Below are 20,279 nucleotides of genomic sequence, written 5' to 3'. Positions count from 1 at the left end.
ATTTTCAAAACATACTGTTAAGAAATATTCAGATTTGAACGGAGAGGAAAATGGAGAACCAAATCTATCAGTTGCAATATGCAATTGATACCTTTTATTTTTTGATGTGTGGCGCGCTGGTGATGTGGATGGCTGCCGGTTTTGCAATGCTGGAGGCGGGCCTGGTACGTTCAAAAAATACCACGGAGATTCTTACTAAGAATGTCGCACTGTTTGCAATTGCGTGCATCATGTATCTGATGACCGGTTACGCTATTATGTATGGTGGCAACTGGATGCTTTCCGGTATTGAGATCCTCAGCCTTGAAAATGTGCTGGTGGAGTCCGCTGGGAAAGGCTTTGAGGGTGACGCCGTATATTCCGGGGCCTCCGACTTTTTCTTCCAGGTAGTATTTGTTGCCACGGCAATGTCCATCGTATCCGGTGCCGTGGCCGAGCGTATGAAGCTGTGGAGTTTCCTGGCGTTTGCCGTTGTCCTGACAGGTTTTATTTACCCGCTTGAGGGCTCCTGGACCTGGGGTGGAAAAGACGTTTTCGGACTGTACAACCTGGATGATCTCGGTTTCTCTGACTTTGCCGGTTCCGGCATTGTACATATGGCTGGGGCAGCTGCTGCACTGGCTGGTGTTCTGGTGTTGGGCGCGCGCAAGGGCAAGTATGGCCCCAATGGTCAGGTCTATGCGATTCCCGGTGCAAACCTGCCGCTGGCAACCTTGGGTACTTTTATCCTGTGGATGGGTTGGTTTGGCTTTAATGGCGGTTCGGTACTGAAACTGGGCGATGCTGCCAATGCACACACGGTGTCCATGGTATTTGTCAATACCAATACCGCTGCAGCCGGAGGGGCTATCGCCGCCCTGATCGCTGCGCGCATCCTTTTTGGCAAAGCTGACCTGACGATGCTGCTCAATGGGGCATTGGCCGGTCTCGTGGCCATTACCGCCGAGCCCGCCACACCGACTGCACTACAGGCAACTCTGTTCGGCATGATCGCCGGTGTTATTGTGGTTTTCTCTATTATCACGTTGGATAAGCTGAGAATAGATGATCCGGTTGGCGCAATTTCCGTACACGGTGTGATTGGTGTGCTCGGCCTGATGCTGGTGCCGCTCACGAATAAAGACGCCACTATGAGCGGCCAGATAATAGGCGCCGTAACCATTTTCCTCTGGGTCTTTTCCGCTTCCCTGATGGTTTGGTACCTGCTCAAGTGGGTGACCGGTATCCGTGTCAGCGAGGACGAAGAGCAGGAGGGTGTTGACTTGGCGGAATGCGGAATGGAAGCTTACCCGGAGTTCATGAGTAATTAGTTGTTCTGAAAGACCTGCCAGGTGGCAGCCTGACCGCGGTTTTTGCAGAGAGGACACAAAAGGGGGAATAGACAAAATGAAATTGATAACGGCCGTTGTTAAACCTTTCAAACTGGATGATGTACGCACAGCCCTATCGGAAGTGGGCGTGCAGGGGATGACAGTAACTGAAGTGAAAGGCTTTGGCCGCCAGAAAGGACATACGGAACTCTACCGCGGTGCAGAGTATGTGGTGGACTTCCTGCCCAAAGTCAAACTGGAGCTGGCTCTGGATGACGATATGGTGGATTCCGCTGTTGAGGCCATTACGAAGGCCGCCCAGACAGGCAAAATCGGTGACGGTAAAATCTTCATTACCGCCTTGGAGGAGGTGATTCGTATTCGCACCGGTGAAACGGGCAGGGAGGCAGTGTAGCTGGGCCCACCAATAATCAAGGGCCAAATAAAAAATTAGCGCCAACTAGCTCTATAAGCCCCCTGGGGGCTTTTCTTTTCCCGGCCATTACCGATGCTGCCATTTGCGTGATGCAGGCAAACACCCGCTGCCCTTCTTTCGCTGAAATCCCCATAACAAATGGCAATATTCCGCAGTTTTTGTCCCAACAAAAAACTCTACGGCTTACGCTCTCATGGCTGGCAGCGCAGATAGGAAGTGCCTATATATTATTCGCCACTTTTGATGGGGCACGGGATTGTCACTCGAACTGGCTTTCGGTTTCTTATACGCCACGGGAAAAGGTGGCGCAGAGGTACTCCCTCTGTAACAGGAGTCAAGGTTACAGGGTTTTAGCTATGAAAGATGGTTACGATGATCAGGGCAAGAACTCTCGCAGTAAGGACGCCGAGGAATTTGCCGAAGAACGCAGTGTCACCTCCCGCGAGCGCGCCAGGAGTCAACTCAGTGCCGATGTGGAGGAGTTTCTCGCAGGTGGTGGCGCAATCAGCGAAATTGATCCGGATGTCAGCGCCGATCCCCCGCGCAAGCCACAGCCCAAATACGGTAGCCGCCCGATTTAGCCCCGCAACAAGTTCACCCCTCCTACAGGGTGACGGTGCACGTTTGTTGCCAGCCCTGAGAGACCCGTTGGCTTGCTGGTAGAAACCCTGTAAAATCGCTCTCCACTTAGCGCTCCAACAACCTTGGCAGCAGGCGTTCGAGTACCTCGGCGATGTAGGAAATAAACAGTGTGCCGAGGCTGGAACGATAGTATTGCGGGTCGGAAGAACCTGTCGCAAGCACTCCCAATTGGCCGCCCAGCGGCACCACTGCGGCAGAGGCCACCTGTTGCCCCTGCCCCGCAAACAGGTATGCTCGCTCTATCGGGCGTAGAATGCCACAAACAGGGCGGCCATTGCGCAGAATTCCTCCAATAGCGGTTTGAGCACTGGTGCTGGAACTGGTTTTTGCCTGGCCCAGGCTGCCGCGCGCCCCAGGTGGGGGGTCAAACAGGGTCAGGGTGGTGAATTGCACTTTGAAGTCGGCAGAAAAGCTGGCATAGAGGATCTCGGTGGCCTCGCTCACGCTCTGCGCCTCCAGCAGGGCCAGAATCAGGCGGCGGCTGTTGAAAAATAACTGGTCGTTTTCGCGGGCGTTGTGCAGCAGCTGGTCGAGCCGCTGACGCATCTCGATATTGCGCTCGCGCAACAGGTTGGTCTGGTGTGTCATCAAAGACACGGTCTTGCCATTCTCCCGCGGCAATTTGATGGTCTCCAGCAGGTCCATCCGCTCGACAAAGAACTCGGGGTTTTGTATCAGGTAGCGGGCAACTTGGCGCGCGAGCAGCTTTTCATTGCGCTGGGCCTCCTTGTGGGTATCGGAGGCAATCTCGTCAAGGGAATGCTTGGCGTCTGTTTGTTCCATTTTGATGTGTTCGATATCTGTGCGGACCTGAGTTGCAGTTGCCACTTCAGCGGGCGGGCACCCTCTGGTGACAGGTGCGCGAAATCCCCGGGAAGTGCGAATGGACTGCCACCCTGCCGGTATTGTTATTCAGAGAATAATTTGCCCGTGAAAAACCGTGATTGCGGGCCCCTTCATAGTAACTGGCTGACCCGGTCCACTCCAGTGGATTGTCAGGGCGCCACCCGGCAGATGCATGTCCACCTTGTCCTCCACCAGCTCCCGCTGGTGTGCGTAGACCATGGCGGCGCAGGCGCCAGTGCCACAGGCACGGGTTTCGCCCACGCCCCGTTCGAATACCCGCAGATGCGCCCTGCTGGGGGTCTCGATTTGCAAAAAGCCCACATTCACGCCCTGGGGAAAGCGCGAGTGTACTGCCAACAGGGGGCCCAGCTCGCGCACCGGAGCCAGCTGAATATCCTCAACCAATAGCACGGCGTGGGGGTTGCCCATGGATACGGCGCCGATGGTAAAGGTCTCGCCGTTGACCTCCAGGGGATAGCTTTCCGCACGGCGATCGGCCCTGAAGGGAATTTGTTCCGGCTCCAGAAGTGGCGCTCCCATATTCACCTCGACCTGGTCAGCGTCCATAAGGTTGAGCTGCAGGGTGCCACTGGCGATTTCCACGTTCAGGTGCTGTTTGCCGGTAAGGCGTCGCTCGTGCACAAAGCGTGCAAAACAGCGGGCGCCATTACCGCAGTTCTCCACCTCTCCACCGTCGGCATTAAAGATCCGGTAGCAGAAATCCGTATCGGGATGCCGGGGTGGTTCCACCAGAAGTACCTGGTCGCAGCCGATGCCCAGGCGGCGGTCGGCAATTCGACGGACCTTGTCGGGCGATAGCCGAATTCTCTGACTAACGCCGTCGAGCATGACAAAATCGTTGCCGAGCCCGTGCATCTTGCTGAATTTAACACGCATGGCATTTCTCTGTGGGTGTGGTATTGGGTAGACGAAGCATTATCCCTGAATACACCGGCTGTCGCGCGAGAAGTTCTGGCGAAGACAAGTGGGTCAGCAGGTAGTACATGGTCTCGCAGCTTCACGCTGGCGGCACCCTCTGTGTCGCGTTTTCGGCATGACTGGACAGGTGCTCCCTGGGTTGCCGATTGCGCCACTGTTCTTCATATTCTGACACCGATTTCGCCGCAGGGGGTCAGATTTTTTCCGGTACCGGGCTCTCCCCCCGTACCATATCGACAAAAGTTTCCCGCGCCCGTACCAGATAGGTGTTGCCACCGTCCACCAGTACCTCTGCCGCACGGGTGCGGCTGTTGTAATTTGAACTCATGGTAAACCCATAGGCGCCGGTGGAGAGCACAGCCAGCAGCTGCCCCTCCCTCAGGCACAGGGTGCGGTTCTTGCCGAGAAAATCACCGGTTTCACACACCGGGCCGACAATATCCCACAGGGCGCTCTCTCCCTGATTCGGTGTAACCGGTACAATATCCTGCCAGGCTTGGTACAGGGCCGGGCGCAGGTTGTCGTTCATGGCGGCGTCGACAATGGCGAAGTTGTGTTCCTCCGTGCGCTTCAGGTAATCGACCCGGGTTAACAGTACGCCACCGTTGGCAGCGATGGAGCGCCCCGGCTCCAGAATCAGGCCCAGGTTGCGATCGCCGATGCGTTCGAGTACCGCCATCAGATAGTCCGCCACCGGTGGCGGTTCCTCTCCCCGATAGCGCACACCCAGTCCACCGCCCAGATCCAGATGTTCCAACTGGATGCCCTGCTCAATGAGCCGGTCGACCAGTTCCAGCAGTCGATCCAGGGCGTCCAGGAAAGGCGCTATCTCGGTGAGTTGGGAGCCGATATGGCAGTCCACACCGATCACGTTCAAATGTGCGGAGTTTGCCGCGCGCGCGTAGGTGTCCAGGGCGTGTGCAATGGCGATACCAAACTTGTTTTCCTTAAGGCCAGTGGAAATATAGGGATGGGTTTGGGCATCGACATCCGGATTCACTCGCAGTGAGATGGGGGCCACGGTCTCGCACTCTGCCGCCACCTGCTCCAGGCGGTGCATTTCCGCTTCGGATTCAATATTGAAGCAGTGCACACCCACCTCGAGGGCGCGGCGCATCTCATCGGCCGTTTTCCCCACACCGGAGAAAACCACACGGGAGGGGTCACCGCCGGCCAGCAGTACCCTCTCCAACTCGCCTCCGGAGACAATATCAAAGCCGGCACCCAGCTGTGCCAGAAGAGACAGGATGCCCAGGTTGCTATTGGCCTTGACCGCGTAACAGATCAGGCCGGGATGACTGCCGAGGGCATTGGCATAAGCTTGGTATTGCCGCGCAAAGTGCGCGCGGCTGTATACGTAGGTTGGGGTGCCGAAACGCCCGGCGATCGCTTCCAGGGAAACCTGTTCCGCCCACAGGCTGCCGTCGCGGTAACTGAACTCGCTCATTTCAGTGTTTCTTGCTCCGCTGGGGATTCCCCGTTGTTGCGATCCTCCTCCTCAGGTTCACCCGGCTGCGTCGCTGTGGTGCTGGTGGGTACGGTGGATGGTGGTCCGGTGGTAATACTCGGAGCCGGCGAAGCGGGGGCCTGGGGCAGGTAGAGCGGACCTTTCTGGCCGCAACTGGCGGCCAGAGCGGCACTGGCCAGGAGAGCCAGGAGGGAGAGAAACGGTATTTTCGACATGGATGACATCCTGCGCCTGGGCTCGCCAAGCGGTGTTCGGCAAAAGCCTGATAGTATAGCGGCCCGGAAATTTCTACCAAGCAGACCCTCACAGAAGTTACAAAACATGAGCCAGACCAGATACGACGCAGCTGTTGAACACACCCTGATGGCGATCGAGGACGCTGTGGATAACTGCGCCTGGGATATTGACTTCGAGCGCAATGGCGCCGTGTTGACCCTGACACTGGAGGACAATGGCAGCCAGGTTATTATCTCGCGCCAATCGGCCAGTTGCGAACTTTGGGTGGCGGCCAAGTCCGGTGGTTACCATCTGGCTTTCGCCCCTGCTGGTTGGACATGCGCTAGCACCGGTGAAAACCTGCCAGCGCTGCTGGATCGTGTCTTGAGCGATCAGCAGGGGGAGCCGGTGTCATTGGCACTGTCCCTGTAGGCCGGTCCCGGAAGGCACAGTGCGCAGTGCGATCGCGCTTCTCGCCTGGGCGCAGGCCTTGCGCACCTGCACCGGCGCGGTACCGCCAATGTGGCTACGGGCAGCGACGGAGCCCTCCAGAGTGAGCACGGCAAACACGTCCTCACCAATTTCTCCACTGAATTGCTGCAGTTGGTGCAAACTCAGTTCTGCCAGGTCCTTGTCCTGTTCGATGGCAAAAGACACCGACTGGCCGACAATCTCATGGGCATCCCGGAAGGCAACGCCCTTGCGTACCAGATAGTCGGCCAGGTCTGTGGCGGTGGAGAATCCCCTGGCCGCAGCCTTGAGCATATTGCTTCTTTTTGCCTGCAGTGCCGGCACCATATCCGCAAAGGCGCGCAGGCAGTCCAGTGCGGTATCGGCGGTGTCGAATAGCGGCTCCTTGTCCTCCTGATTGTCCTTGTTGTACGCCAGCGGTTGGCTTTTCATCAGGGTCAGCAGAGCCACCAGGTGGCCGTTGACGCGACCGGTCTTGCCGCGCACCAATTCCGGCACGTCCGGATTTTTCTTCTGCGGCATAATGGAGGAGCCGGTGCAGAAACGGTCCGGCAGATCGATAAAATCGAACTGGCTGGAAGCCCAGAGCACCAGTTCCTCGCTGGCACGGGACAGATGGGTGAGCAGCAGTGCGGCGAAGGCGCAGAATTCGATGGCGAAATCCCGGTCACTGACCGCGTCCAGGGCATTCTCGCTGGGCGCATCGAAGCCCAGCAGTTCGGCGGTGCGGGCGCGGTTAATCGGGTAGCTGGTGCCGGCCAGTGCGGCGGCGCCCAGGGGCGAGCGGTTCAGGCGCTTGCGGCAATCCATCAGGCGCTCGAAATCCCGGGTGAGCATGGCGTTCCAGGCCAGCAGGTGGTGGCCGAAGGTCACCGGCTGCGCACTCTGCAGGTGGGTGAAGCCCGGCATGATGGTATCGGCCTCGCGTTCGGCCAGCGCTACCAGTCCCGATTGCAGGCGGGTCAGTTCGGCGGCGATCCGGTCAATATGGCCGCGCAGCCACAGGCGAATATCCGTTGCCACCTGGTCGTTGCGGGAGCGACCGGTGTGCAGTTTTTTGCCGATGGGGCCGATACGCTCGGTCAGGCGCGCCTCGATATTCATATGCACGTCCTCCAGTTGCACCGACCAGGGAAATGTCCCGGTTTTAATTTCCTCGGCGATGTCCCCCAGGCCAGTGGCGATTTTACGGTACTCCCCATCGCTCAATACCCCAACCTCCGACAACATCTGCGCATGGGCAAGGGAGCCCTGGATATCCTCCAGTGCCATACGTTGATCGAAGGAGACCGAGGCGGTAAACCGCTCGACAAAGGTATCGGTGGCCTCGCTGAAGCGACCGCCCCAGGGTTTGGCGGCCGGGTTGTTGGCGGAGCTGGTGGGGACTTTGTGATTGCTCATGGTTTTCCTGGCTGCAGTGAGGTGAAAGACCGGGGAGCTTGGTGGTATCTTGCCCTGTGAGTTTAAGGACAATCAAGAATAACAACTGCATGTCATTTCCCAGGCCGCCGGGCATTATATCGCAGAAAATTCGAAAACCTGATGTTAATGACAAGGATTCTGCGATTTCCAATACGCTCCCTTTTCTGCCGGACCTGTGCAGTGCCACCGCTCTGGTGGCACTGGTACTGATGGGGGAGCTGCTGGCCCTGGTGCTGGTACTGGCTCTGGATGGATTGCGTGAATTCAACTGGCAGCGCCTGGGGCTGGTGTCGCTGTTGGTCCAGTGGGTGATACTGCCCTCGGCAGCGGTCTTGTGTCGCCTGCGCCCCTATTTGTCCCGGTTGTCCCACAAACGGGCCGTCGGGCTCAGTTTCACTGCGGTGCTCGCTGTATTGGGCGCTGTTATGGCGATCCAGCGCGCCCTGCGCGCGCACTTGTTGCAGGCCGGTTTTGACTGGTGGGGGTTTGCTGGCGACTGTCTCCTGGGTGCTATCTGCGCCGGCGTGGTACTGCGCTATGCCTACCTGCAGCAGCAGCTTGTCAACCAGCAGCAGGCAGAGCTGGGTGCGCGCATCGCAGCGTTGCAGTCCCGTATCCGCCCGCATTTTCTGTTTAACAGTATGAACAGCCTGGCCAGTCTGATCGCTGTGGACCCGGACCGCGCCGAGCGGCTGGTGGAGGATTTATGCACGCTGTTTCGCGCCAGCCTTGCCGAATCCAGGCTGGTACCCCTGCAACAGGAGGTCACTCTGGCCCGGCGCTACCTGGAGATAGAGGCGCTGCGGCTGGGGGGGCGCCTGAGGCAGCAGTGGCAGCTGGAGGCAGGGCTGGAGGGAATCCAACTGCCCAGTCTGCTGCTGCAGCCCCTGCTTGAAAACGCTGTTCTGCACGGCGTGGCGCAGTTGCGCAAGGGTGGAGAAATCACAGTGCAATGCAGAGCCCGGGACGGCGCCCTCAGCATCACTATCGTCAACCCCCTGCCGCAGGAAACTGTGCGCCTTTGCAGGGAAAGCAATGGTATGGCCATGGAGAATATCCGCCAGCGTCTCGCGGCCTATTACGGTGATCGCTTCAGGTTTACCGCCGGTCGGGAGAACGACCACTATCGGGTGGTCTTGCAGCTACCCTTGCTGCCGAGGGAGTCGGCTCAGCGGGGAACAGAGGTCGCGATGAAAAGCAAAAGGCATACCGAGGTGACGCAGTGACCCAGTTGCGAGTCCTGATTGTCGATGACGAGCCCCTGGCCCGTATGCGCCTGCAACGGCAACTGGGTACCATCGAGCAATGCTCGCTGGTGGGTGAAGCCGCGGATAGCGAGTCCGCACTTTTACAGGTGCAATTACTGGATCCGGATCTTGTTTTACTCGATATTGAAATGCCCGGCGGCTGTGGCCTGGCGCTGGCGCAGCAGCTGGCTGCCCGCGACTGCCCGCCGGCAATCATTTTTTGCACTGCCCACGATGAATTGGCCCTGCCCGCGTTTGCTACCTCGGCGGTTGGCTACTTACTCAAGCCAGTCAGTATCGAACAGCTGCGCCAGGCAATGGCAAAGGTGCAGCGCCTCAGCAAACCCCAGCAAAAACTGTTGCAGGGCACACAGGAATTCCCTGGCCGCAACCGTATCAAGGCTGTGAGCCGTCTGGGGGTGGAACTCTTGCCGGTGAACGCCATCCGCTGCCTGATTGCCGACAGTAAATATGTCCTGGCCCATCACCCCGCCGGTGAAACGATCCTGGATGAATCCCTGAAGGAGTTGGAGCGCGAGTTCGGCGCGCGCTTTGTGCGCGTGCACCGCAGCACCCTGGTGGCCCGGGAGTATATCGTTGGCCTGCGTAAGGAGGGCGGCCATTACCGGGTAGAGCTGGAGGGAGTGACAGAGGCACCGTTGGTGAGCCGGCGCATGTTGTCGTCCGTAAAGGCCCTGGTTGCAGAGCTGTGCTGAGCACCCGGCACGCTTTCAACGCAGGAATACCGTCGCTACCGCGGCTAACATCAGCAGTGCAAGGCTCACCCTGGTGATCCTCGCCGGTAATGGTTTGTGGAAAACGGGCCGCAGACTGCCGCCGAGAGCCAGCCAGATAAAATCCACCACCGCAGCAACCAGCAGGCAGATCAATCCCGTTGCGATATAGCTTGGGCCACGCCCTTCAATCGGAAGCAGGAACTGGGAGAAAATGGCTAAAAAAGCGGCGTAGGCTTTTGGATTGAGCAGATTCAGGATAAATCCATCCAGCAGTGAGGGCGCCCGGGTTTTAGCCGATTGGCCCCGCTCCCCTACGGGAGCCGTAGCGATTGTGAGCGCAATGTAGCCAATATAGAGTGCTCCACCCACCTGTACAGCAAAACGGGCCTGGGGCCAGGCCGACAGCAGTGCCGCCACACCGGCAGTGGCACCAACAATCGCTACGCACAGCCCGAGCAGGATACCGATCAAAAAACCGGTACTTTCCCTCATGCCAAAAGTGGCTCCCGAAGCAGCCAGCGCAAGTGGGGCAGGGCCGGGAGAGCCGAGCAGCAGGCCGGTGGCTGCGATCAGGGAAAACAGGGCTTCGGACATAAACGCCTACCCTATCTCCCGCCCGTAACGTCAATAAATGCGCCCGTGGTAAATGCAGACTCATCGCCGAGAAGCCAGGCGGCCGCTGTAGCCACTTCTTCCGGTTGGCCGCCCCGTCCGAGGGGAATTGAGGATTTTAGCCGCTCTATCCTGTCGGGCTCCCCGCCCTCTGCGTGCATTTCTGTGTGGATAAAACCGGGTCGTACGCCATTTACCCGAATTCCCTCGCTGGCAATTTCCTGGCTGAGGCCGATAGTCAGGGTGTCGACCGCGCCTTTACTGGCCGCATAGTCGATATATTCATTGGGTGATCCCGAACGGCTGGCACCGGAGGAAATATTGACGATGGCGCCTCCCTTACCACCATGTTTGGGTGACATTCTTTTTATAGCTTCGCGGCAGCAGAGTAGGGTGCCTGTGATATTGGTGGTGAGGATCTGGTTAATGCGTTCTGCATCCATTGCCTCAACACGCATTTGCGGTTTGAGGATTCCAGCATTGTTCACCAGGTATTGCAGGGGGCCGAGCTGCCGGTCCACTTCCCTGAATAAATGCAGGATATCGACCTTAAAGGCAATATCTGCGCGCACGGCGATTGCCGGAACGCCAATGGCGTGAAGTTCACTGAGCAGGGATTCGGCCGATTCTTTCCGATCCCGGTAACTGAAGGCGATATGATAGCCGCGCTGGGCAAGTAACCGCGCCGTGGCGGCGCCGATTCCGCGGCTTCCGCCGGTGATAAGCGCAATCTTTTTTTCACTGTTTGAAAGCATTTTCCAAGCCTGTGAGGGTATTGTTTTCAGAAGGGTAACGCCGGTGTTCCCAAGGTTTCTGCCAGCGCTGCTGCTACCTGGATCGCGGGGTCTCAAAGGAATATAGTGTTTGCCTAAGCGGGAGAAGAAGCTGTCAGATTGGGTATCCCAATCGACAGCAAACGCCTTGTTTTCCGCCGAATTCAAAAGGGTGCTTAATACAGTTGCGGTCCACCATCACCGTATTCCGAATCATTTTGCAGGCTCAATTCACCTGCGGCGCTGTTTAAGTATTCGGCATCGGATTCGGATTTGAGCTTGATCATCAGGCGCAGGTCGTTGGAGGAGTCCGCGTGGGCGAGGGCATCCTCGTAGGTGATCTCACCGCGGTCGTAGAGTTCGTAGAGGGCCTGATCAAAGGTCTGCATACCCTGCTCGCCGGAGCGCTTCATCAGTTCCTTCATTTTGTGCACCTCGCCCTTGCGGATCAGGTCTGACATCAACGGGGTGTTGATCATGATTTCCAGACAGGCGCGGCGGCCGTCCCCATCCGGTGTCGGTACCAGTTGCTGTGCGACCATCGCCTTCAGGTTCAGTGACAGGTCCATAAACATCTGCTCGTGGCGGTCCGCGGGGAAGAAATGGATGATGCGGTCGAGGGCCTGGTTGGCGTTGTTGGCGTGCAGGGTGCACAGGCACAGGTGGCCGGTCTCGGCGAAGGCGATGGCGTGGTCCATGGTCTCCCGCGAGCGCACCTCTCCAATCAGGATCACATCCGGTGCCTGGCGCAGGGTGTTTTTCAGGGCCACTTCGAAGGATTCGGTATCCAGGCCCACCTCGCGCTGGGTCACAATACAGCCGCGGTGCTGGTGGATAAACTCAATGGGGTCTTCAATGGTGATGATATGACCTTTGGAGTTCTCATTGCGGTGACCGATCATGGAAGCCAGCGAGGTGGATTTACCGGTGCCGGTGGCGCCCACAAAAATAATCAGGCCGCGCTTGGTCATGGCCAGGTCTTTGAGCACATCCGGCAGGCCGAGCCCGTCGATAGTGGGGATCTTAGTCTCGATGCGGCGCAGTACCATACCCACCAGGTTGCGCTGGAAAAATGCCGAGACCCGGAAACGGCCTACATTGCGCACCGCAATGGCGAAATTCAGCTCTTTTTTCTCGGCAAATTCGCGCCGCTGCTTTTCACTCATGGTGCCCACCACCAGTTCGCGTGCCTTCTCCGGCGTGAGCGAGGTGCTGCTAACGGGCGCCACGCGGCCGTGCAGTTTGATGGAGGGTGGTATGCCAGCGGTGATAAACAGATCCGAAGCGCCTTTCTCTACAACCAGTTGTAGAAGTCTTTCAATTTCCATGGTGGTTACCGCAATTTATGCTTGAAGTGATGGGCCCCGCCTGTGGCCCGGGTAGAATTGACGCTTAGAAGTTCTCCGGCATCTTGGCTTTTTCCCGCGCAACTTCTCGGCTGACGATACGGCGCGCCACCAGATCTTCCAGACATTGATCCATGGTCTGCATGCCGGTGCTGGCACCGGTCTGGATGGCGGAATACATCTGGGCGATCTTGTCCTCGCGGATCAGGTTTCGAATTGCCGGAGTGCCGCGCATGATTTCGTGGGCGGCGACACGACCGCCGCCGGTTTTCTTGAGTAGAGTCTGGGAGATAACCGCCTGCAGGGACTCTGACAGCATGGAGCGCACCATGGCCTTTTCCTGTGCCGGAAAGACATCCACAACCCGGTCGATGGTTTTGGCTGCGGAAGTGGTGTGCAGGGTACCGAAGACCAGATGGCCGGTTTCCGCAGCGGTGAGTGCCAGGCGAATGGTTTCCAAATCCCGCATCTCACCCACCAGGATAATATCCGGGTCTTCACGCAGTGCCGAACGCAGCGCTTCGGCAAAACCGTGGGTATCCCGGTGCACCTCGCGCTGGTTCACCAGGCACTTTTTGGATTCGTGCACAAATTCGATCGGATCTTCAATGGTGAGGATGTGCTCATATTTGTTGTCATTGATGTAATCCATCATCGCCGCCAGGGTGGTGGACTTGCCGGAACCGGTGGGGCCCGTGACCAGCACCAGGCCGCGGGGGGTGTCTGAAATCTGTTTGAATACCTGTCCCATTCCCAGGTCTTCCATGGTGAGTACCTTGGAGGGGATGGTCCGGAAAACGGCACCGGCGCCGCGGTTGTGATTAAACGCATTGACACGAAAGCGCGCCACTCCGGGCACTTCGAAGGAAAAGTCTGTCTCCAGAATTTCCTCGTAGTCCTTGCGCTGCTTGTCGTTCATGATCTCGTAGATCAGGCCGTGCACCTGCTTGTGCTCCATTGCCGGCAGATTGATGCGGCGCACATCGCCGTCCACGCGGATCATCGGCGGCAAGCCGGCGGAGAGGTGCAGGTCTGAGGCGTTTTGCTTGGCGCTGAAGGCGAGGAGTTCCGTGATATCCATACTGCTACCTTAGGTTCTTGTTTTGGCTCAGGTAAAATTGCCGCTCAATTCGGTACGGGCCCCAGTATATGCGCAAAGAGACCATCGTCGAAAACCTGAATGCAGTCGGTGAGCGGATTGTGACATGCTGCAACAACTGCGCTCGCAACCCTGCAGAAATCACCCTGCTGGCGGTTTCCAAAACGCAACCGGCGGAGGCGCTGCGCATCGCCTACGAGGCCGGCCAGCACCACTTTGGCGAAAACTACCTGCAGGAGGCCCTGCAAAAGCAGGACAGACTGGCGGACCTGGATATTTGCTGGCATTTTATTGGACCACTGCAGTCCAACAAAACCCGTGCGGTGGCCGGGCACTTCCAGTGGGTACATAGCGTGGATCGACTGAAAATCGCCCAGCGCCTGTCCGCACAGCGTCCGCATACACAGCCACCGCTGAATATCTGCCTGCAGGTGAATATTGATGGGGAGCACAGCAAGTCTGGCGTTGCCCCGCAGGCAGTGGCAGCGCTGGCACAGGCCGTGGTGCCGCTGCCGGGATTGCGCTTGCGCGGGCTGATGGCGATTCCTGCGGCGCAGCGGGACCCGGCGCAACAGTGCGGGCCTTTTGCCGAACTGGCGCGCCTGCTGCAGGCATTGCGCGAGCAATTTCCCGAACAGCCCCTGGATACCCTGTCGATGGGAATGTCGGCGGATATGGAGATGGCGATCGCCTGTGGTGCCACCATTGTGCGCATCGGCACAGATATTTTTGGCGTGCGGAAATAGTCTGTGTACCGTGATCTGCGCTCTTTTCCGGCGCCGGGAATACTGTTATTGCAAGCCCGTTGTGCTCTCTGTCAGAGGTATCCTCGCCATCCAGCGGGCATGGGCTCTAGGTGCTGGGGTAGAAGTCCTGCAGTAAAAACGGCCCCGCAGGGCCGTGGAGGGATCAAATGTACCGGGATCAAGGCCGGGATTGCGCCAGATTCTTTTTCTGTTCCTCTTTGAGCAGGTAGGTGGCAAAAAATAGCGCGGTGGCCTGGGTAAAGGCATCGCGGTTTTCCTTCTTGCGATAGCCGTGCCCTTCGTTCAGCGCATTCATGTACCACACTTCGTTGCCGTTTTCGCGCAGGGCTGCCACAATCTGCTCCGCTTCGGTAACGGGCACGCGGGGGTCGTTTTGCCCCTGCACCACAAACATGGGCACCTGGATTTTTTCCACATTGTTATTGGGGCTGATGTTCTCCAGAAAGGCGCGCATTTGCGGGTCGCGCTCATCACCGTATTCCACCCGACGCAGGTCGCGGCGGTAACTCTTGGTGTTGGTCAGGAAGGTGACAAAGTTGGAAATGCCCACGATATCCACTGCTGCCTTGAGTCGATCGGAGTAGTGCATACCGGCGGCCAGTACCATATAGCCGCCGTAGCTGCCACCGAACACGGCGACCCGCTCCGCATCCAGATCAGGCTGTGTGGCGATCCAGTCCAGCAGGGCACCGATGTCCTTGACCGAGTCCTCGCGCTTATAGCCGTTATCCATGGCCAGGTAACTTTTGCCGTAGCCAGCGGAACCCCGCACATTGGGCGCGATGACCGCGGCACCCAGCGCTTCCAGCCACAGTTGGTAGGTACTGGAGAACACCGGGCGGTACTGGCCCTCCGGTCCCCCGTGGATGGAAATAATGACCGGTACCGGGCCCTCGGCCCCGCGCGGCCTGTATACGAAGGCGGGAATCTCGCGGGCCTTGCTGTCGACTGTATCGAAAGTGGGGTAGTGCACCAGTTCCGGCTCGACAAATTTGCCGGTATTCAGGCCGCCCACTTCGCTGTAGGTCCAGCGGGTGAGATTGCCACTGGACAGCGGATGCCGGCCAAGGGCAAGCACAAAGGTGTCGGTGGGGGTCTTTGGTGTGTTCAGGGAAAGTGCCAGTTTGTCGCCCCGCGGCGTGAATTCAATGCCGCCGATAACCCCGATGGGCAGGGCATCCACTCTGCTGTAGCGGTCGTCGCGCGGATCGTACAGGTAGAGCGCGGATAAGCCGTTCTCGTTGGCTGTGAAGGCGCCGCGACGGCCATCTTTGCTCAGTACAAAATTGCTGATGTCCCAGGGAATATCTGCGCTAATCACTTTTTCATCGCCACTGGCCAGGTCCTTGCGAATCAGTTGGGTGAATTCGCCACCTCGGTCGCTTATCAGGTAGACAGAGCGGTCGTCGTGGCTAAAGCCCGCGGGAAAGTTGCGCGAGTCGTCTTCACCACCTCCGGCTACCAGTGTCAGTGCGCCGCTGTCGAGATCCAGCAGGTGGGCCAGGGAGCGCGTCGAGGAGAGGTATTGCAGCACCAGCAGCTGGTTGCCGGATTGGGAGAAACCGGCGGGACCCCACCAGCTGCCGTCCTCGGCCTTCACGATCAGGCGGTCCTTTTGGGTATCACCGTCAAAGGTGCTCAGCCAGATATCGTTGGCGCTGCCGTTGCGACGGGTGCTCTGGTAAGCCAGGGCAGACCCCTGTTTGTTCCACAGCAAGGCACCGTTGCGGGATTCGCCGTCGGTCATCATCTTGTGCTTGCCGCTGCCGATATCGAACAGGAAGATCTGCGCATATTCGTTGCCACCGGCATCCATGGTGAAAGCCAGCTGCCGGTGTTCCGGACGGGTGGCCACGGTGCTGATCGGTTCTTCAAAAAAGGTCAGTTGGCGGCGGGCACCACCGGCGCGCTCCACCTTGTGCAGTTGGTTCACCTCGCCAAAACGGGTGCTGACAAACAGGCCGATGCCCTCCATATCCCAGCCGCGGAAACTGGCCGAGCGCACGTTCTGGTAGCGGTTCAGCCTGTCGACAATGCTCTGGGGAATGGAGGGGACATCTTCCAGCAGCAACTGGCCGTTGTTTTCCGTACGGCTCTCCACCGCACTGGCCAGGCCCGATGCACCGAGCAATACGGCAGTGATTAAAGAGCGCCACTGGTACATAGTGTTCTCCTTGGCTGGCCCGCGCAGGCACAGCTCTCTTGTTATTGGAATGAGATGGCCACATATTAACGGAATCCTCAACAGGGGAAACAGTGTTGAAATTTACAGCAGGTGAGCTGGGTGCTTGCCGAGGTAATCCGAGTGACTGCGACAGATCCCAAAATCGTTTTTATCGGCGGTGCCGGCAATATGGGCGGTGCGGTGATCGGCGGCCTGTTGGCGGCCGGCTACCCGGCGGACAGGATTGTGGCAACCGGGCGCGATCCCCAAAAGCTGGCAGCGTTTGCGAAATGCCACGGTGTGGCGGCGCACAGTGATACTCTTGCCGCGATCGGTGATGCGGATGTGATTGTATTGTCGGTCAAGCCCCAGGCGATGCGCGACTTGTGCACGGGTCTGCGTTCGCACCTGGACGGGCACAATCCGCTGATCATCAGTTTTGCAGCCGGCATACCCCTGGCTGCCTATCGGCGCTGGCTCGGTGAGCACCTGCCCATCGTGCGCGCCATGCCCAATACCCCGGCGCTGGTGCAGACGGGGGCGACCGGTTTGTATGCGGGCGCAGGCGTGACCGCTGAGCATCGCGCCATCACCGAGCGGATTGCCAATGCGGTGGGGATTTTCCTGTGGGTCCGGGAAGAGTGTGAAATCAACCAGATCATTGCTGTGGCGGGCTCTGCCCCAGCCTATTTTTTCCTGTTTATGGAGGCCATGATTGAGGCCTCTGTCGCCAGCGGATTTGCCCGCGCCGATGCGGAGCGCCTCGTGTTGCAAACTGCCCTGGGTGCCGCCAAACTGGCCATGGCCAGCGAAGAGGATGTGGCCAAGCTGAAGCGCAATGTGATGTCACCGGGTGGTACCACAGAGTGTGCCGTAAAGCGTTTTGAGCAGGGGGGACTCTTCCATCTGGTGGCCGAGGCCATGCGCGATTGCGCCGAACGCGCTTCAGAGATGGAGCGGGAATTGGACCGCTAGGATTATCAATCAATTGGGTGATGCAGGCAGCATCGCCTATCAGTCACGCTTCAGGGGTTTTCAATGACAAATACCTTCAGCAATATCGGCGTCTTCCTGGTGGCGACCCTGGGTATCCTGTACCTGTTTGCGGTGTTGATGCGCTTGTTACTGCAGCTGGCCCGTGCGGATTTCTACAACCCCATTTCCCAGGGGATCGTCAAGATCACTAATCCACTGCTGTTGCCCCTGCGCAAGGTGGTTCCCGGGGTACTTGGCGTTGATATGGCTTCGGTGGTGCTGGCGCTGCTGGTGGGACTGGCGATGATATTGGCCTGTGGACTGTTGGCCGGCTTTGGGTTGTTTAACCCTCTCAGTGCGCTGCTGTGGTCTTTGATCGGCTGTGTTGCCACGGTGATCGCGGTGGTGTTTATCGGCCTGCTGATTTCCATCGTATTCAGTTGGATTGCCCCCCACAGTGGCCATCCAGCACTGATGTTGCTGCGCCAGCTGCTGGAGCCCTTCTGTGCCCCGGTGCGCAGGTTGATACCGCCTCTGGGGGTGATTGATATCAGCCCGATTTTCGTGTTTATCCTGCTGACAGTGGCAGACAAACTGTTGCTGGGTTTTGCGCAGATGGCCAATATGCCCGCTTTTGTGTACCAGCTGTTTTGGCATATCCCCGGCTTGTGAAGGATGGTGCGCAGGGAAGATTTCTTGCGCTGCGCACTGGGTCGCATTTGCCCGAGCGTCGGGCCCTTATACTGGAAGCGGTTGGCTCCCGCCGGCTGCAACGGGCGGGGGATCTGTATCCAGGTTGTCAACAATAAGAACGCCTTGACATGGAAGACGCACTTTTACGCCAGCATATTGCGGACTACGATCGCTGGAAAAAGAATCTGGACTGCCAGTTTGCCCTTTTCAGCGAGTGGCTGGAGCGCTACTTCCCCAATTCTGCAGGGGCCCGCCAGGCTGTGCAGCAGGCGCGCACTCTGCTCACCGAAGACCAGTTTACCCTTGTTCTGGTGGGGGAATTTTCCCGAGGCAAAACTGAACTGATCAATGCGCTGTTGTCACAGACTTACGACAAGCGCTTGCTGCCCTCCAAACCCGGGCGCACTACCATGTGCCCCACGGAGATCTTCAACGATGGCGCCGAGTACGCCAGCTTGCGCCTGCTGCCGATCGAAACCCTCGCCACCAATACCAGCCTGGAGAGTTTCCGCCGCATTCCACAAAAATGGGTCACCCACGAGTTCGATGCCAATGATCCCGAGGCCACCCGCGCAGCCCTGTTGAAGGTTGCCGCGACCAAGTCGGTGAAACCGGAGGAGGCGGCGCGATACGGCTTTGACCGCCGCCACCTGGATGACAATGGCAAACTAGTAGAGATTCCCGCCTGGCGCTATGCCCTGATCTGCCTGCCACACCCGCTGCTGGATCAGGGGTTGCGCATCATCGACACACCGGGTCTAAACGCCCTTGGCAATGAGCCCGAGCTGACACTCGGCACCCTGCCCGGGGCCCAGGCGGTGGCCTTCCTGCTCGCCGCGGACGCCGGCGTCAGTGGTACCGATATGCATATGTGGGAGACCCACCTGGCACCCCTGCGCAATCATCGCGGCACGGCGGTGATGGCACTGCTGAATAAAGTGGATGTTCTCTGGGAGGACCCCGATGAGGATGTCGAGATTTTGTTGCAGCGAATGCGCGCCCAGGTCGCCGGTCTATTGTCGCTGCCCCGGGAAAGTGTCACTGCTGTATCGGCGAAAATGGCGCTGCTGGCGCGACAGCAAAGTGATGTGGCACTTATGCGCAACAGCCGCTTTGCCGATTTTGAAACTCTCCTGGTGCAGCGCCTGCTGGAACACCGCCAGAAGATGGCAGAGCACCGCGCCCTGCACCAGGCCCTGACTTTGATGGCAGATACCCGCGATCTGCTCAAACGCCGTCTCAACAGTGGTCGCGCGGCGCTGACACACCTGCAGCGAAACAGCACCAGTACCCGGGAGCAACTGGCGGAGCTGAGCCAGTTGCAGCAGACGGTACGTGAACAGCACAAGCTGTGTCACCAGGAGCTGCTCACGCTCAAATCCAGCCAGCGCATGCTGATGCGTCGGAGCCCGTCTCTATTGGCCCCAATTTCCAGCCACCAGCTGCAGCTATTGATCGAAGACACCAGCAAAGCATTGCACAAACGCTGGACGCCCATGGGATTGGCCAAAGCCATCGAGAGTTTTATGGTGGGTGTCGATCACCAGCTCTCTAATCTTGAGCGCGAGGTCAACCAGGTCAATCGTCTTTTGGATGCTGTTTTCGAGCGCTCCAGTCTGAAGAAGGCGGCCAGTACCGGAGAGTATTTCAATATTCGACAATTCCGTGCCACTCTGCGTGGCCTGCACGGTCAGGCGGCCCAGCTACGACGCTCACCGCAATTGTTACTGGCGCGGCGCAATCGACTGAGCGAGCGCTTTATCGCGACCCTCGCCAGTGAGGTGAGACGGCTCTACGGTGAGATGAGCAGTGCCGCAGAGGCCTGGCTGGAGCGGGCCCTGGACCCCCTCAAGCAACATGCCCAGTACCAGAAGCATCTGTTGAACCGACAATTGATCAAGCTTACCGAGTTGAAACAGAAAAGCCGCAGTCGGCGCACCAATCTGCGCAGCCTGGAGGAAGAGGTGCTGCGTAACGACGGGGCCCTGTCGGCACTGGAGGCGTTGCTTCGCCACAGCGCTTCCACTCCTCAACCGCTGGCTCGGGCACCCCGCGCGCGTAATGTCACGCCACTGAAGACCTCTCTCAGCTGCTGAACAGGGCAGGCGGTTTCCAC

General features: G+C 58.5%; 20 protein-coding genes. 10 read left to right on the top strand and 10 right to left on the bottom strand.

From position 1 onward, the window contains the following. Nucleotides 1-50: 50 nt before the first annotated feature. From M8T91_RS17860 to M8T91_RS17850, 3 genes are all read left to right on the top strand, one after another. Nucleotides 51-1,310: an ammonium transporter AmtB gene (locus M8T91_RS17860; protein ID WP_301415577.1), complete on the top strand. Its 1,260-nt coding sequence runs from the start codon at nt 51-53 to the stop codon at nt 1,308-1,310. Nucleotides 1,311-1,386: 76 nt separating this feature from the next. Then, nucleotides 1,387-1,725: a P-II family nitrogen regulator gene (locus M8T91_RS17855; RefSeq protein WP_301415576.1), complete on the top strand. Its 339-nt coding sequence runs from the start codon at nt 1,387-1,389 to the stop codon at nt 1,723-1,725. Nucleotides 1,726-2,102: 377 nt separating this feature from the next. Next, complete coding sequence (locus tag M8T91_RS17850) at nt 2,103-2,327, top strand: hypothetical protein (protein WP_301415575.1); 225 nt, start codon at nt 2,103-2,105, stop codon at nt 2,325-2,327. Nucleotides 2,328-2,433: 106 nt separating this feature from the next. Here the strand turns inward: M8T91_RS17850 and M8T91_RS17845 are convergent, their stop codons facing one another. The 4 genes from M8T91_RS17845 to lptM form a co-directional block, all read right to left on the bottom strand. Further along, nucleotides 2,434-3,171, bottom strand: a complete 738-nt coding sequence (locus M8T91_RS17845) for a DUF484 family protein (RefSeq protein ID WP_301415574.1) — start codon at nt 3,169-3,171, stop codon at nt 2,434-2,436. Between the two features lie 129 nt (nt 3,172-3,300). Then, the gene (gene dapF, locus M8T91_RS17840; RefSeq protein ID WP_301415573.1) at nt 3,301-4,131 is read right to left on the bottom strand and encodes a diaminopimelate epimerase; all 831 of its coding nucleotides are present in this window, start codon (nt 4,129-4,131) and stop codon (nt 3,301-3,303) included. 235 nt (nt 4,132-4,366) lie between these two features. Continuing rightward, nucleotides 4,367-5,620, bottom strand: a complete 1,254-nt coding sequence (gene lysA, locus M8T91_RS17835) for a diaminopimelate decarboxylase (RefSeq protein WP_301415572.1) — start codon at nt 5,618-5,620, stop codon at nt 4,367-4,369. Further along, on the bottom strand, nt 5,617-5,856 hold the full coding sequence (gene lptM, locus M8T91_RS17830; RefSeq protein WP_301415571.1) for an LPS translocon maturation chaperone LptM: 240 nt from the start codon (nt 5,854-5,856) through the stop codon (nt 5,617-5,619). The genes lysA and lptM overlap by 4 nt, the downstream gene beginning before the upstream one ends. A gap of 106 nt (nt 5,857-5,962) precedes the next feature. Between lptM and cyaY the strand changes: the two genes are divergently transcribed. Then, nucleotides 5,963-6,289: an iron donor protein CyaY gene (gene cyaY, locus M8T91_RS17825; RefSeq protein WP_301415570.1), complete on the top strand. Its 327-nt coding sequence runs from the start codon at nt 5,963-5,965 to the stop codon at nt 6,287-6,289. Here the strand turns inward: cyaY and argH are convergent. Continuing rightward, entirely contained in the window at nt 6,269-7,729 is a 1,461-nt protein-coding gene (gene argH / locus M8T91_RS17820) for an argininosuccinate lyase (protein ID WP_301415569.1), read from the bottom strand. The two genes, cyaY and argH, sit on opposite strands and share 21 nt — an antisense overlap. 89 nt (nt 7,730-7,818) lie before the next feature. On the opposite strand from argH, the gene M8T91_RS17815 reads away from it, so the two are divergent. After that, on the top strand, nt 7,819-8,976 hold the full coding sequence (locus M8T91_RS17815; RefSeq protein WP_301415568.1) for a sensor histidine kinase: 1,158 nt from the start codon (nt 7,819-7,821) through the stop codon (nt 8,974-8,976). Then, nucleotides 8,973-9,713 (top strand): LytR/AlgR family response regulator transcription factor, encoded by a 741-nt coding sequence (locus M8T91_RS17810; protein ID WP_301415567.1) that lies wholly within the window; start codon nt 8,973-8,975, stop codon nt 9,711-9,713. Before M8T91_RS17815 ends, M8T91_RS17810 begins: the two co-directional genes overlap by 4 nt. A 15-nt stretch (nt 9,714-9,728) precedes the next feature. Here M8T91_RS17810 and M8T91_RS17805 read toward each other — a convergent pair whose 3' ends face one another. The 4 genes from M8T91_RS17805 to M8T91_RS17790 form a co-directional block, all read right to left on the bottom strand. Further along, nucleotides 9,729-10,328 (bottom strand): LysE family translocator, encoded by a 600-nt coding sequence (locus M8T91_RS17805; protein WP_301415566.1) that lies wholly within the window; start codon nt 10,326-10,328, stop codon nt 9,729-9,731. 11 nt (nt 10,329-10,339) lie between these two features. Continuing rightward, complete coding sequence (locus M8T91_RS17800; protein WP_301415565.1) at nt 10,340-11,101, bottom strand: SDR family oxidoreductase; 762 nt, start codon at nt 11,099-11,101, stop codon at nt 10,340-10,342. A 194-nt stretch (nt 11,102-11,295) separates the two neighbouring features. After that, complete coding sequence (locus M8T91_RS17795; RefSeq protein ID WP_301415564.1) at nt 11,296-12,447, bottom strand: PilT/PilU family type 4a pilus ATPase; 1,152 nt, start codon at nt 12,445-12,447, stop codon at nt 11,296-11,298. A 64-nt stretch (nt 12,448-12,511) separates the two neighbouring features. After that, nucleotides 12,512-13,546 carry a type IV pilus twitching motility protein PilT gene (locus M8T91_RS17790; protein ID WP_301415563.1) on the bottom strand — a complete coding sequence of 345 codons (1,035 nt, stop codon included), beginning with the start codon at nt 13,544-13,546 and terminating at the stop codon, nt 12,512-12,514. A gap of 68 nt (nt 13,547-13,614) precedes the next feature. On the opposite strand from M8T91_RS17790, the gene M8T91_RS17785 reads away from it, so the two are divergent. Beyond that, nucleotides 13,615-14,310, top strand: coding sequence for a YggS family pyridoxal phosphate-dependent enzyme (locus M8T91_RS17785; RefSeq protein WP_301415562.1), 696 nt, complete (start codon nt 13,615-13,617; stop codon nt 14,308-14,310). Between the two features lie 178 nt (nt 14,311-14,488). Here the strand turns inward: M8T91_RS17785 and M8T91_RS17780 are convergent, their stop codons facing one another. Next, nucleotides 14,489-16,495, bottom strand: a complete 2,007-nt coding sequence (locus tag M8T91_RS17780; protein WP_301415561.1) for a S9 family peptidase — start codon at nt 16,493-16,495, stop codon at nt 14,489-14,491. Nucleotides 16,496-16,636: 141 nt separating this feature from the next. Here M8T91_RS17780 and proC point away from each other — a divergent pair, with 141 nt between their 5' ends. The 3 genes from proC (at nt 16,637) to M8T91_RS17765 (ending at nt 20,259) form a co-directional block, all read left to right on the top strand. Then, complete coding sequence (gene proC / locus M8T91_RS17775) at nt 16,637-17,470, top strand: pyrroline-5-carboxylate reductase (protein ID WP_301415560.1); 834 nt, start codon at nt 16,637-16,639, stop codon at nt 17,468-17,470. Nucleotides 17,471-17,533: 63 nt separating this feature from the next. Further along, complete coding sequence (locus M8T91_RS17770) at nt 17,534-18,142, top strand: YggT family protein (RefSeq protein ID WP_301415559.1); 609 nt, start codon at nt 17,534-17,536, stop codon at nt 18,140-18,142. Nucleotides 18,143-18,291: 149 nt separating this feature from the next. After that, complete coding sequence (locus M8T91_RS17765; RefSeq protein WP_301415558.1) at nt 18,292-20,259, top strand: dynamin family protein; 1,968 nt, start codon at nt 18,292-18,294, stop codon at nt 20,257-20,259. Nucleotides 20,260-20,279 lie beyond the last annotated feature (20 nt).

The sequence above is a fragment of the Microbulbifer sp. MI-G genome, from assembly GCF_030440425.1.
In the GTDB taxonomy this organism is placed as follows: Bacteria; Pseudomonadota; Gammaproteobacteria; order Pseudomonadales; family Cellvibrionaceae; genus Microbulbifer; species Microbulbifer spongiae.
The sequence above is the reverse complement of the archived record's forward strand: the minus strand, read 5'-3'. Positions and strand labels throughout refer to the sequence as shown.